Origin of the sequence: Exiguobacterium sp. s39, assembly GCF_018618925.1 — a bacterium.
In the GTDB taxonomy this organism is placed as follows: Bacteria; Bacillota; Bacilli; order Exiguobacteriales; family Exiguobacteriaceae; genus Exiguobacterium_A; species Exiguobacterium_A abrahamii.
This window is the reverse complement of sequence record NZ_JACSNA010000003.1, coordinates 143,400-157,337: the sequence shown is the minus strand read 5'-3', so window position 1 is coordinate 157,337 and position 13,938 is coordinate 143,400. Positions and strand designations below refer to the sequence as shown.

The 13,938-nt window shown below is 42.9% G+C and carries 12 protein-coding genes and 1 pseudogene; 6 read left to right on the top strand and 7 right to left on the bottom strand.

Annotated features, from left to right (window positions below):
- The 3 genes and pseudogenes from KNQ11_RS13985 to KNQ11_RS13975 form a co-directional block, all read left to right on the top strand.
- A pseudogene (locus tag KNQ11_RS13985) lies at positions 1-1,295 on the top strand (hypothetical protein); the annotation flags it as partial.
- A gap of 16 nt (positions 1,296-1,311) precedes the next feature.
- Positions 1,312-2,004: a WxL domain-containing protein gene (locus tag KNQ11_RS13980; protein WP_167507595.1), complete on the top strand. Its 693-nt coding sequence runs from the start codon at positions 1,312-1,314 to the stop codon at positions 2,002-2,004.
- A 23-nt stretch (positions 2,005-2,027) separates the two neighbouring features.
- Positions 2,028-3,047: a WxLIP family cell surface protein gene (locus tag KNQ11_RS13975; RefSeq protein ID WP_149428041.1), complete on the top strand. Its 1,020-nt coding sequence runs from the start codon at positions 2,028-2,030 to the stop codon at positions 3,045-3,047.
- A 38-nt stretch (positions 3,048-3,085) separates the two neighbouring features.
- On the opposite strand, the gene pepT is transcribed toward KNQ11_RS13975, so the two are convergent.
- A complete protein-coding gene (gene pepT / locus KNQ11_RS13970; protein ID WP_214772307.1) occupies positions 3,086-4,321 on the bottom strand; it encodes a peptidase T in 1,236 nt (411 codons plus the stop codon).
- A 109-nt stretch (positions 4,322-4,430) separates the two neighbouring features.
- Here pepT and KNQ11_RS13965 point away from each other — a divergent pair, with 109 nt between their 5' ends.
- The gene (locus KNQ11_RS13965) at positions 4,431-5,429 is read left to right on the top strand and encodes a zinc-binding dehydrogenase (protein ID WP_149428039.1); all 999 of its coding nucleotides are present in this window, start codon (positions 4,431-4,433) and stop codon (positions 5,427-5,429) included.
- An 84-nt stretch (positions 5,430-5,513) separates the two neighbouring features.
- Here KNQ11_RS13965 and KNQ11_RS13960 read toward each other — a convergent pair whose 3' ends face one another.
- A complete protein-coding gene (locus KNQ11_RS13960) occupies positions 5,514-6,698 on the bottom strand; it encodes a class I SAM-dependent rRNA methyltransferase (RefSeq protein WP_214772305.1) in 1,185 nt (394 codons plus the stop codon).
- A 196-nt stretch (positions 6,699-6,894) separates the two neighbouring features.
- On the opposite strand from KNQ11_RS13960, the gene KNQ11_RS13955 reads away from it, so the two are divergent.
- Complete coding sequence (locus tag KNQ11_RS13955) at positions 6,895-8,148, top strand: DNA cytosine methyltransferase (protein ID WP_214772303.1); 1,254 nt, start codon at positions 6,895-6,897, stop codon at positions 8,146-8,148.
- A 44-nt stretch (positions 8,149-8,192) separates the two neighbouring features.
- Here KNQ11_RS13955 and KNQ11_RS13950 read toward each other — a convergent pair whose 3' ends face one another.
- On the bottom strand, positions 8,193-9,911 hold the full coding sequence (locus tag KNQ11_RS13950; protein WP_214772301.1) for a hypothetical protein: 1,719 nt from the start codon (positions 9,909-9,911) through the stop codon (positions 8,193-8,195).
- 40 nt (positions 9,912-9,951) lie between these two features.
- Here KNQ11_RS13950 and KNQ11_RS13945 point away from each other — a divergent pair, with 40 nt between their 5' ends.
- A complete protein-coding gene (locus KNQ11_RS13945) occupies positions 9,952-10,779 on the top strand; it encodes an HNH endonuclease (RefSeq protein ID WP_214772299.1) in 828 nt (275 codons plus the stop codon).
- A 72-nt stretch (positions 10,780-10,851) separates the two neighbouring features.
- Here KNQ11_RS13945 and KNQ11_RS13940 read toward each other — a convergent pair whose 3' ends face one another.
- From KNQ11_RS13940 to KNQ11_RS13925, 4 genes are all read right to left on the bottom strand, one after another.
- Positions 10,852-11,298 (bottom strand): OsmC family protein, encoded by a 447-nt coding sequence (locus KNQ11_RS13940; protein ID WP_119182619.1) that lies wholly within the window; start codon positions 11,296-11,298, stop codon positions 10,852-10,854.
- Between the two features lie 80 nt (positions 11,299-11,378).
- Positions 11,379-12,311 (bottom strand): aldo/keto reductase, encoded by a 933-nt coding sequence (locus KNQ11_RS13935; protein ID WP_214772291.1) that lies wholly within the window; start codon positions 12,309-12,311, stop codon positions 11,379-11,381.
- Between the two features lie 13 nt (positions 12,312-12,324).
- Positions 12,325-13,215 (bottom strand): aldo/keto reductase, encoded by an 891-nt coding sequence (locus KNQ11_RS13930; protein WP_214772290.1) that lies wholly within the window; start codon positions 13,213-13,215, stop codon positions 12,325-12,327.
- 86 nt (positions 13,216-13,301) lie between these two features.
- Positions 13,302-13,787 (bottom strand): cupin domain-containing protein, encoded by a 486-nt coding sequence (locus KNQ11_RS13925; protein ID WP_023469764.1) that lies wholly within the window; start codon positions 13,785-13,787, stop codon positions 13,302-13,304.
- Positions 13,788-13,938 lie beyond the last annotated feature (151 nt).

The window sequence follows — 13,938 nt, the reverse complement described above, 5'->3', positions numbered from 1 at the left end:
ACGAAGACCCATCCACACCTGAGACACCTCCAACTGAGAACGAAGACCCATCCACACCTGAGACACCTCCAACTGAGAACGAAGACCCATCCACACCTGAGACACCTCCAACTGAGAACGAAGACCCACCAACATCTGAGACAGTACCAGCCGAGAGCGAAGATCCACCAACACCCGAGATACCTCCAACTGAGAATGAAGATCCATCAACACCAGAGATACCCCCAACTGAAAGTGAAGACCCATCAACACCAGAGACATCTCCAACCGAGAATGACGATCCACTGACACCTGAGACAGCACCTACTGATGAAGAGGAAAACAAAATTCCCGACCAACCTGATTCTGGTAAAGCAGAATCACCGAACGAAATCGAAACTCCTGTCCTAACGTCACCTAAACCAAGACAAGAGAAGCAACAAGCGGTTGTACCGATGCTTGCTGGAGTAGCACTGCTCGGAACATCAAGCTTAGATGCTTCTTATAATGGAACGACTAAAACGATCACATTAGAAAATACTGTTTCTGGATTGTTGGGCTTAAATTTATCAAGTGGATATATTATTTTTCGATTACCACCAGAAGTGATGCAAAGTATTGAAACGAGTTCCGTCAAACTTCAATATCGCTATAATGGATTACTTGGGATTGGATCGCAAACGAGAGATGCGACAGCAATAATCGATCGAACGAATAACCAAATTTATGCTGATGTTAGCTCTTTATTAAAGCTATCTCTTCTAAGTAGCGATCGATTCACCTTATCTTTCAAAGTCGGAAAATTACCAGTCGGAGTCGATAAAGTCTATACATTCCGGAGTGTTTTAGCAGATGGGTTAGTTGATTTGAATGTTTTAAGTAGTGGTACGGCTACAGCAACACTTGGAATCGGACCTACATTCAACTTAAGTGTTCCGGATACGCTAGATTTCGGAAGTCATGAGTTGACAGGACGTGAGAAAATAATCCCTCGCTTGTCCCCAATGACGATTTCTATTTCGCACGAAAATGCAACAGGTTACAGCTGGAAGTTACAAGCAAGTCTCAGTCGTCCTTTGACGAGTACAGACAATGACGTGTTGAGCGATGTTCTTTATTTTAAGACCACTTCGAAAACCCAATTGTTACAAACGACTGCTATTGAAATCGCAACAGGGACGATGTCGGCAAGCTCGAATCAGACACCGTTAACCTACGCAGAAAACGAAGGGATCATTCTCGACTTAACTGGCAAATATCCAAAACCTTCATCGTATAGCGCAGACATTCAATGGAGTTTAATCAATGCACCATGAAAAGGAGAGAACAGAAATGAAGAAACGTTTCGCTGTTTCGACGGTATTGATGAGCACAGCTTTGGTTTTAGGAACAACCACTGCATGGGCGGCGACTTCTACGGGCGAGTCGACGGCAAAAATTACGTTCACGACGAATGAAGCACCGGTCATCGTGGATCCAGATGATCGGGACCCGAACAATCCATATGAACCAGACAAAAACGGCGGAAATACACCTACAGGAAATACAGGAGCATTGACACTCGACTATGCGCCTAACTTTGATTTTGGATCAAACGAATTGCTTTCCAATAAAGCTGAGTTTAAGGCGACTGATCAAAAACCATTTCTCCAAGTAACGGATCGACGGGTTAATCGGACAGAATGGGAAGTAACTGTGAAGTTGGGAGACTTTATAGATGAAGGTGGAAAGCCCTCGTTAATAGGTTCGACGTTATCCATTGATGCCGGTACTGTTCAAACATTAGTGAATGTATCAGGATTCGCGGCACCTACGACAGGAGATATAACATTGACACCAGGAAATGCAGGAGATGCGCAAACGATATTAACATCCCCAGAAGGAACGTTCTCAACTTGGCAAATTTACTGGAAGGGTAATGGAACCGATAACGATTACATCAAACTCAATGTACCAATCAATTCTCAAGTGCAAGGCACACACACCGCAACACTCGACTGGACGCTTACGGATGTCGTGAATTGATTGGAAAGCAGGTGAAGACAAAGATGAAACGATGGGGAGCCAGTTGTCTTGCTATACTACTTTATGTATTGTTATTCTGCGTCATACCTTCGACTAGTTTTGCAGAAGATCGCGTCAATTTTTCGATTGAAGCCGTTCCGAATGCCTACCAAGTGGATTCTGGTGTCTCGTACTTTGACTTACGTATGACGGCAAAACAAAAGACAAACATTCAAGTTCGGATTTTCAATCACGGACCTGATGATCATACGTTTTTGACATCAATCCGGAATGCAACGACGAACGATAATGGTTTGATCGTTTACGATCAAAAGAAACCGGTCCCGTTAGCTCCGACTTCGTTGACGGATCTCATTCAACCGAACGCGACATCGACGTTCATCAAGGGAGGCGAATCAAAAGTCGTTTCTTTACCACTTGAGATCGTGAACGATTTAGACGGTACCTTGTTAGCTGGTGTTCGGGTCGAGAAGAAACCAGAAAAAGAAACAGCTGAAAAAAATACAATCGGTATTCAAAATCGTCACTCTTACATCATCGGTTTGAAAGTCCGATCTTCGATTAAAGACCTGGCGCCCGAGATTACGTACGAAGGGGTAGAGGCAAAGTCGTCTTTTTCTAGACCGACTGTCTTTGTTAAGCTAGCCAATCAGGTACCGACGATCAGTCAGCCTATGAAGTTCGAAGCCGTCGTCACGCAAGGCAAAAAAGTCGTCGTTCGGAAAGCGACGGAAGTTCGATTTGCTCCGTCGATTTATATGAGAACACCGATTGAAACGACAGGAATCTTAGAACCAGGTACGTATCAAATTAATATCCGTGTTGAAGGAAAAGAAAAGACGTGGAAGTGGAAAGACAGCTTTAAAATCACGAAGCGCCAAGCAGACCAGATGAAAGAACAGATGCCTGAGCGAGAGATTGAGGAAAATTCCAACTCCTTCGTCGGTGAATGGTCGAAGGAACTCATGATTGCCTCGACGTTGATTATCTTTTTGCTGATTGGTTACATCTATCGTTTGAAAAAACAACAACGCCAGACATGAAAAAAAGCAGATTCTCAGCGCTGAGAATCTGCTTTTGATTAGCGCGAAGCTTGTTCAAATCCTTGAGCGATGGCAATGATCACTTGTGTTGCTTTGACCATATTATTGACCGAAATGAATTCAAACTTGCCATGGTAGTTCTCGCCACCGGTAAAGATGTTCGGTGTTGGAAGACCCATGTATGAAAGTTGTGATCCATCCGTCCCACCACGAATTGGTTTAATGATCGGTGTGATGTCAAGCGACTCCATCGCTGCATGAGCGATATCGACGATGTGCATATGGGGTTCGATTTTTTCGCGCATGTTGTAGTACTGATCGTGTAAATCGATTTCGACACTGCCGGCGCCATACTTTTTGTTCCACTCATCGACAAGGGCAGATAAGAAGTGTTTCCGTCCTTCGAACGCCTCACGATCAAAATCACGAATGATATAGTCGAGCGTCGTTTTTTCGACAGAACCATCAAACGAAATCAGGTGAAAGAAGCCTTCGAAACCATCCGTGAATTCAGGAGACTCTTCTCCAGGAAGACGATCGTGGAATGCCATCGCATGTTTCTGCGAATTGACCATCTTATCTTTTGCTGTTCCCGGATGGACATTTGTTCCGTGGAAGACGATTTTGGCTGCAGCCGCATTAAAGCTTTCGTATTCGAGTTCACCCAGCGGACCGCCGTCAACCGTATAAGCATACGTGGCATCGAATGCTTCGACATTGAAGTGATGTGGTCCACGACCGATTTCTTCGTCTGGCGTAAAGGCAACACGAATGCGACCATGCTTGATTTCTGGATGTGAAATCAGATGATGCATGGCTGTCATGATTTCTGCGATTCCGGCTTTATTATCGGCACCGAGTAATGTCGTACCATCCGTTGTCATTAAGGTATGACCAACATAGTTGTGTAGTGCCGGAAAATCAGTTGGCGACAGGATGACGGACGGTACTTCACTTAACGTGATCGGATTTCCATCATAGGCTTCCACGAGTTGCGGACGAACATTCGTACCTGTAAAGTCCGTTGCTGTATCCAGGTGAGCAAGAAAACCAATTGTCGGAATGTCTGCATCTGTATTAGCGGGTAACGTCGCCATGACATAACCATTGTCATCGACCGTGACCTCTTCCATGCCAATGGTCTTTAATTCTTCTACGAGCAAACGAGCTAGTGTCCATTGCCCTTCAGTTGTTGGAACAGTCGTACTCTCATAGTTCGACTGTGTATCGACTTTCACGTATGTAGTTAGACGATCAATCAATTCTTGTTTCAAATCAAAAACGTCCCTTCTCGTCATAAGATACCTTCATCATAGCATGAACGCATAATGTGAGAGAATTCTGAATCATGATAGACTAATAATGAAAAAGGGGGAATTTTTCATGAGAGCATTCGTAGTCGATCAGTATGGAAAAGACGCATCACTTACAGAAAAAGACGTCACACCTGAAAAAGCGGGGAAACACGAATTACGGGTTCAAATCGAGGGGTCGAGCATCAATCCACTTGATACGAAGATGTTCTTCGGACATGTGGCGGCGGCTTCGACGACTGGAATTCTCCAGGGGGATGTAACGGGGAAAGTCATTGGGATTGGGGATAGTGTGACGTCTTTTTCTATCGGCGATCGCATCGTCGCATTTGGCGGTGGACTTGGAACACGTGCCGGTGCGCTAGCGGAAGAAATGCTTGTGCCTGAACAGATGGCAGTCTTCCGACCGGAAGGGGTCTCGGCTGAGGTTGCTGGTTGCTTACCGGTGATTGGGTTGACCGCGATGGAAATATTAAAAGAGCGAATCGCGATTACTCCAGGCATTCGTGTATATGTAGCAGGTGGAACGGGTGGAGTAGGACATCTTACCGTGCAACTTGCTCGTCATTATGGATGCGACGTCACAGCGAGCGCCTCTTCTGACGAGAAGGCAGCTTGGCTAGAAGCGAAAGGGATTCGCGTTCATCGGTACAAGAAAGAATCAGCTGAAGCGTTATTAAACCGACTGGATCTGGACGGATTCGACGTCATCATTGATACAGTCGGTGGTGACCATTTACAAGAATCGTTCATACTCGCAAAAGAGCGGGGACGCATCATTTCGATCGCGACACGGACGACACAAGATTTAACGATGATGCATAGTAAAGCCTTGTCCCTTGAAGCTGTGTTCGTCGCGCTTCCGTTACTGAAAGGAAAAGTAGAGGAGATGAAACAACAGCAACGTCACTTATCAGAACTCGTTCATTTAGTGGAAGAGGGTGTCATCGAGATTCGGATTGAAGAGCAGATTCCTTATGAACGCGATGCGTTAAACGATCTCTATCAACGATTTGATCAAACATCACATTTTGGTAAGGTGAGTGTATATCCAACCCCTAAAAAATGATTCTCCATTCATTTTACATTTCCTGTTAAAAGTATAAAAAATCCGCTACTGAAAAATTCGGTAGCGGATTTTTTATATAACAGATCATTTACGGCGAACAAGAATGCTTTTTGGAGCGAGTTGTGGCATGGAAGGAGGAGTCGGGAAATCTTTCTGCTCCGGTTGCTCCCATACGACTTCGAATTTTTGACGCAACTTGTTGAATGCCTGCTCGACAGCTTTTTTCAATTGTGAGGCATCAAGAGCAGGACTATCTGTCGTAATCGCAAGCAGTCCTCCGCGATTCGTCAGATGAATGACTTTTTGGATCCAAAGAGCGAGATCCTGTTCCGTCCGAAACTGACGCGTCCGTGTATTGACTTGTACGGGCGGATGGAACAAGACGACGTCAAAACGAGTCTTCTTATCCGCTTGTTCGATGTAGTCGAACGCATCCTGAACTATAATCTTCTGTTTTTCGGGAGTAAAACTGTTCAACATCAGATTATCTTTTGTCTTATTTCGACTACGTGTCGAGAAATCAACGCTTGTCGTTCGGGCAGCTTCACCATAAAGGGCAGCTACCGTTAACGTTCCTGTATCGGAAAAGAGGTTAAGTACGGTCTTTCGTTCGACGGAATCGAGAAGGATTCGGCGAAGTTCACGTTGGGCAATGTCAAAACCAGTCCGCATGCCAGCATCCAAATCATATTCATACAACACACCATATTCTTGTGCGACTTCAGGAAAATCGCCTCGTTCCCCCTTCAAAAAGTCGTCGCCTTTGACCGGTTGAAGATCGACGAGGAAATCTCGTTTTTCATAAATGCTTCTATAATTCAGTAGTGATTCAAGAGCCTCAAGAATCAGTGGGCGGAATGTATAGATGCCTTCATTTTCGAATGTAATGAGGTAATGATGATCATAACAGTCGATCGTCAAACCACCAATACCATCCCCAGCACCGTTAAAGATACGGAAGGCTTCTGAATACTCTTCAAAAAATTCATTTCGTTTGTCTAACGCTTTTTCAAAAAGTTGTTTGAAGAAGGCGACATCAATCGCTTCTTGCTCGTCCATTGAGAGAGTCCAACCGACACCTTTTTCCTGCTTGCCAAAATAACCGGTCGCGAGGTATTCTTTATGTTCTGTCATCAGATGAAGCAGTCCGCCTGCCTCTTTGACATGGTGCAAAGCTTCGAACATTTCCTTGCGTAACGCGGGATACCCGCTTTGAATCGATTCAATCCATTCTGGTTTGACGACGATCGGATAAAGTTCACGAGACATGTTAGTTTCCTCATTTCTACTTGTGGATAAGTGCCATAATTATACCATAAATGGGGTTATCCACATGTGGATAACTGGTATATAAAAAAGACGATGTCTTTAAAATCAATTATTCTACGATTTAATCAGAACGCTGGCCTTTTAACGGATGCTCGCTTATAATAAAGGTAAGAGGATGTTGCCAGGAGGTAAACCTATGAAATTAAACGAGAGAGGACGAGCAAAATACCGTCCCTTGACTGAATATGAAGAGAACGATGTAAAAAATGTACTATTCGAAAAAATCCAGGAAGAAACAAACCGTATTTTTGAAACAGACGATACCGCTTTTTTTTCTGATATCAAACGCTCAACAAAAGCACATAGTGTAATTAGTCTGTTTTCTGGAGCGGGAGGATTAGATTTAGGATTAGAACTAGCTGGTCTTGTTAGTCTGTACGGAGAAGATGTCATTGAACGAGTCTTTCAATCAAAAGAAGCTTTTGAGAAGTTAATATCAAAAGGAAACGTAACAGAGACGATTTTTTCGAATGACATGTTTCGAGAATCTGCCGTCACATATAAGATGAACTTTTCGACAGAGGTCTTTCAAGACGGTCGAGATATACGGAAAATCAAACACTTTCCTGAATGTGATGTCATACTTGGTGGATTTCCTTGTCCTGGATTCAGTTCAGCGGGTCCACGCTTGATTGATGACGAGCGAAACTTTTTATATATCCATTTCATTCGAGCGATCATGCAAGCACGACCTAAAGTATTCGTCGCTGAAAACGTAAAAGGATTATTAACCTTAGGAAAAGGGGAAGTAGCGCGTCAAATCATTGAAGACTTTGCTGCAGCGGGATATGAAGTGAATTACCAACTGGTCAATGCTCGAGACTATGGGGTGCCACAACTTCGGGAACGTGTCTTTATCATCGGTGTACGAAAAGATGTTTCATTCAGATATACATTTCCAGATCCTACTCATGGTCCTTTAGGAAAATATCCTTACGTGACTTTAGAAGAGACGATTGCAGATTTACCGAAGGAACCAACTGATGTGTATAGTGGTGGTTTTTCTCCGATGTATTTATCTCGTAATCGTAAAAAGAAATGGACGGAGCAAGCCTTTACGATTCAAGCATCTGGTAGACAAGCACAATTGTGGCCAGGTGGAGAGGCAATGCAAAAAATAGGAAAAGATGAATGGAGCTTAGTGGGTTCCAATCGTCGTATGAGTGTTCGGGAATCGGCCCGTATCCAGACGTTTCCGGATTGGTTCGAATTTTACGATGGTGGCAATACGAAAACGCAGCTAAACAACCGGTTAGATAAACAGTATAAGCAAATTGGAAATGCTGTACCTGTACTCTTAGCGTTGCGTATTCTGCAACCCATCATAGACTGGTTGAAATCAGAGGAGTTAGTTGCAGAGCAATCAGAACAACAATTGAAGCTTTTTTAAACGTGAAACGGATCTGCTCTTTGATGAGTAGATCCGTTTTTTTATTATGAGACGGAACGTTCACATGACAATTTTAGGGACGACCATCCATGAGAAACACCAGCACTGAACTTAACTCGAAAGTTCAAGTATTCGTTACCGTTGGACCAAGTCAAGCGTGTCGTAGTCGATGAATGTTGAGATACATGAATATGCCCTCCGACTTCAATCGGTGGATGAATGGAGCACGTTAAACTTTGATAAAAAGAGACAATCGATAAGTTCGTTCCAATCATTTTTTTCAATCCAGAAACAAGAGACGTTTGTGAAGCGATGGAAAGGTGTCTTGTGATTTCGTTCGATACCTCAGAGAGGACTTCCTGACGTGAGATCAATCCGACCAAATACTTTTCTTTTATCCTTGCAATGAACTCCTGCATTTCGTCGAAAACATCAAAATATTGATAAGAAAGAATCGTACCAGCACCTGGATTTTTAATCGTCATGACAGAATTATGAGCTTTTAGTGCTTTTAAGGACAGGGGAAGCTCAATCAAGGTTTGTTCATGTCGAAGAGTTAGTAAGATGTCTGCTGTTTCTAATTTATTCGCGACATAGCTATCTGATACGAGTTGAACTTGTTCAATCTGAGACTTACCATATACATCTTTTAGGTATTGAAGTAATACGGAAGTTGTAACGTGAGCACTATCAATCAGTTGTTGCATTACGTTTGGTTCAAGATACGAATAGTAAGCTGTTAATGTCTGATGGACTTGAGTAGGATCGACTAAATGAATCGTTGGATCGTGTTTGATGAATTGATATAACGTAAGGACTTCATGACAGCGACCGATTGCATTACTTTTATTCGAATGAGTAAGTAATGTATGAGTATGTAGAGAATCTTCAAAAGCATTTAACCACTTTGTATTGAGTTGCTTCGTTTTTTGTTGAAATTGATTCGTTAGTTCACGAGTATGCGATAGTTTTGTCGCTAATTTAATGGAAGACGTCAAAGAAGACTCGAATTTGAATCGAAGTTCGAGCTCATAGTCATCCACTAAGATATGAATCGATGAATTGTTCTTTTTCAATAGATGTACGGATTCGAATGATTGCATTGTCTGTTGTTCTAGTTTGATCTCAGAGGTTTCTTCGATGAATATAATTTTATATTCTTCAATCATCGATAGATGCTTGAAACCTTTGAAAAAATCAAATTGATGCTCATTTAGACTCTTAAGAAGGAGCGAATAACAATGATCCCGAATACCTTCTAAGAATCGTCTACGATAGGCTTTAAGTATGGTCTCATCTAACTGCAATGCATGAATTGATTTTTTTAACGTTGCCTCTGATACATATAAATCGGTGATCCCATGGTGAAACGCAATATCTTGAAAAAGTTTAGAACGCGCCTGATCCAGTAATGCATTAAAGGTGTGTTGGGATTCCGTTAAACCAAAGTACTTATGTAAGAAAGATTTAGCACCAGGATTTTTAGGTTGAATCGTTGTATTTTTCTTAAGGAAAAATAAATGAATCGGATAAATGTGTTCGTCTTGATAAATATATAAATCAGCATGATGATCAGCACGTTTAAAATCGAATTTAGTTTTGACTTCACTCGTTTTTGGAAACTGGGTGAATAGAAATTGAGCAACGATTGTTGCGGGATGTTGTTCTTGTGAAAGAGATGATTGCTCTTGAATCAATTGTTCTAAATACATCGCAACATCTTTAGTATGTTGGTCTCCTGATTTTTTCTGTTTTTTGATCATACATGCAATCCTCCAAATGAAACGAGAGTAGGGATAGATCTTGCAAAAAGATATTGTAGGTGTAATGAAAAAGTTAACAAAAGAGTGGTTAAAATCGTTGTCTGATCAATATAATGTATCATTTAAATCAGAAAAGAATAAGCAAATTTTAGATGGAAAACGTATCGGAATAAGAGGAGCAACGGGTGGAATGTATGGCATCCGAGATACGAAAGTAACCGAATATGATTACCTTATTTTTTGTATTACCAATGAGGAAGAATTAGTCAGAATAAACGATATACAATTTGTATGGCTGAATCAAAATGAAGTAATAAACTTAAAAAAAGATCTTAACGGATCAGATAAATCATTTAAACTGGAAAAATTTCATCCCTTTATGACCTTTGATACTTTCGAAAGTAAATTTAAAGAATACTTTGCTTTTCCAACAGAGTACTATACAGACGAAAGTGAAGTACTTAACTCGCACATTGCTGAAAGTCTATTGGAGGATGAGCGTTATACAGAAGGTGAAAAGCGACTCGCCACGCATTACGTAACAGAACGAAATGCAAAAGTAGTTAAAAAAGCAAAAGAACAGTTTGCAACTAAACACGCCGGACAATTATTCTGTGATATTTGTGAGATGAATTATGAGGAAGTTTATGGAGTTATCGGGAAAGGTTACATTGAAGCGCATCATAAAAATCAATTAAGTATAAGTGGCATAACAGATACTCAGATTGAAGACTTAGCTTTGTTATGTGCAAGTTGCCATCGAATAATTCATAAATTAATGAGACAAGATGAGAATGCCTCTTACGAAATGTTAAAAAGTAAGATACAAGGTTCTTTGAACACGCCTTATCGTTATGGAGTTCAGTAAAAAATACTCCTTTAACTGTGTTTTAGAAAATACATAGTTAAAGGAGTATTTGATTTCTAATTGAAAATTAATTTACACGCGCTCCACAACAGCCTCAAGCGATACTTTAACATTACCAGCTAGCGCCCGCGTAATCATACACGAACCTTCCGCTTTTTCAGCAAGACGTTGCGCCTTCTCCAGATCACGATCCGACAGATCAGATGGTAATAAAAGTTTCGGACGATGAATGATCGCGTCGTACGTAAAGACACCGTTCGTGACATCCACGATGCCTTCAGATTCCATCGTTAACGAAACTTTTGGAATGTGACTACGCTCAAGCATCGCGGCAAGCGTGATGATATAGCACGTAGCAGCAGCCCCAAGTAACATCTCATCTGGATTCGTACCAACCCCTGGACCATCCATGGCGTCCGGAATTGAGATTTTTGTTTTTAGTTCACCCGTCTCGATCTGACCGACATCATTGCGATTGCCCGGCCAGTCTGCAGTTAAATGAAAATGGTGCTTCATGATCAATCGCCTCCATGCCTCCATCATACGAAGTTTAGTATGATTTTTCGCCTATTCTGCTCATGTGCATAGGAAGAGATCGATTAGCTAAAAATTTGGTCGATTTTTTTGATATCCTCTTGCGACAACTGAACGTCTAACGTACGCAACGTATCCGTCACCTGATCTGGTCGTTTGGCACCAGGAATGATGGCATTGATGCCGTCCTGTGCCAAATACCACGCGAGTACGACGTGTGCGACTTCCGCATCGTGTGCTTCTGCGATCGGACGTAGTTGATCGACTTTTGCGAGATTTTGTTCGAAGACATCTTTTTGGAACAAGGGATCATTTTTTCGTAGATCATCAAACGTCGTCTCTTTCGTATATTTCCCTGCCAATAATCCAGCAGCGAGTGGGAAGTACGGGACGAAGGACATACCGTTTTCAACGATATACGGGAGTAATTCTTTTTCCGCATCCCGTTTGAATAGGTTGTATTCCCCTTGATAGACGTCGACATGTCCGTCTTTGTTCGCTTCCTTCAGTTGTTCGAGTGAGAAATTCGAGACACCGATTGCGCGAATCTTTCCTTCTTTTTTCAGTTCAGCGAGTGCTGCGACCGCTTCATCCTTTGGTGTCGATTCATCCGGAAAATGAATGTAATACAAATCGATATAGTCTGTCTGAAGACGTTTTAAACTCTCTTCGACCGATTGACGGAGAAAGTCTGGTGAATTGTTCATGACGACGTTTCCGTCAACGAACTGATGCGCACCTTTCGTCGCGAGGACGACATCTTCTCGAGCGACCGTATCGTTCCAGACCTCACCGACGAGTTCCTCCGAACGTTCTGGTCCGTAGATAAAAGCTGTGTCGAGGAAATTGATTCCTTGCTTCAAAGCGACACGAACGAGATCGCGTCCGGCTTGCTCATCGAGATTCGGATACAAGTTGTGTCCACCGACAGCATTCGTACCGAGACCGATTGGGTGAACGAATAAGTTAGATTGACCGAGTTGAACATGTTTTGTCATGAAAATGACCTCCTTAAACGATATCGAGTGGTTCTTTTTTTGTTGGTGCTGGGAACGCTTGATCAAGTGCAGCGAACTCTTCCTCTGTTAAATTCAGAAGCGCAGCGCGACCATTGGCTTCGACATGATGTGCTTGTCCGGCTTTAGGAATAGCGATGACGTCACCTTCACGAATCGCCCATGCGAGTAGAATTTGTGCCGGATCCACACCGTGTGTCTCAGCGAGTTCTTCGACAGTCGGATGATTCAGAAGTTGATCGCGTAATGAACCACCTTCTGCTAGTGGGCAATACGCCATCACTGGAATACCATGCTCACGTAGTAACGGTAATAGTTCATACTCGATTCCGCGTGATCCAAGGTGATAGAGTACCTGATTGACAGCGCATTGATCACCATTTGGCAGTGCCAACAGTTCTTTCATGTCTGATACGTCAAAGTTAGACACACCCCAACGGCGAATCTTTCCTTCTTGTTTTAAAGCTTCCAGTCCTTCGACGGTTTGTTTCAGTGGAATGTCGCCACGCCAGTGCAGAAGGTACAAATCAAGGTAATCGGTACCAAGACGTTCAAGTGTGTTGGAACAAGCCTGCTTCAATGCTTCCCCACCAGCATGATGCGGATAGACTTTCGAAACGAGAAAGACTTCCTCTCGTCGATCTGCGATCGCGTCGCGAATCAATTCTTCAGAAGCACCTTCTCCGTACATCTCTGCCGTATCGATGAGTTCCATTCCGCTATCAAGACCGACACGGAGTGCTTCGATTTCTGCTTCGTGCTTCTCCGACTCTTCTCCCATCCGCCACGTACCTTGTCCGAGTGCCCGAACATGCGTCTGATCGGGAAACGTCACCGTTTTTTGCTTTAATGCAGCAAGTATCAACGTCTTTTCTGTTGCGTTCATCGTTCTTCCTCCTTTAGTAGAGAGACAATAGTAGGGTTTACCACGCGAACTCCGAACAAAAACGTCTTCTTCAATAGAAGGAGACGTCACCAATGCTCAAACAAGGGACCGTGATCACCGAATACAGGATCTTGAGTTGGGCGCATCACCTGACGAATACGTTGAAGATTTTCCGGGCGTTCACTTGTTTGACCTGTCAGCGTATCGTAATCTTGACCATCCGGATAGGCACCGATTACTCGAAAGTGTCGACTTGTATCAAGTGCTTTATGTCCCGTACCTGCAGGAAGTAAAAGAATATCTCCACTCGTCAAAGTGAAGGTCTTACCGAGCGGACCACCCAGCTGAACGGTTGCATGCCCTTCAAGAATCCCGATCACTTCATGAGCGATACTATGATAATGATGAAAGTCAAAAATCCCATCCACCCAGCTGTTACGCCAGTCATGTGCATGGAAGGTCTGTTCGATGTGTGATGGCTCTGCAAATGCGTGCCGATAAATCAACACCGGGAATGTCGGGTTGTTCGGAATGTGCCCGTCATCCTCAAAATAAAATACCTCAACGCGCATCTTCGTTGCTCCTTTCTCTGGTGTGGCACAAAGTAATAATTACATCTGTAATTACCCGTAATTAAATATCATCAATCGTCCAAGCATCTTTATGGCGTAACGAATTCGGAGGTGCTAAGATGCTTAAGTTAACGAAATTACAAAGGAGGCT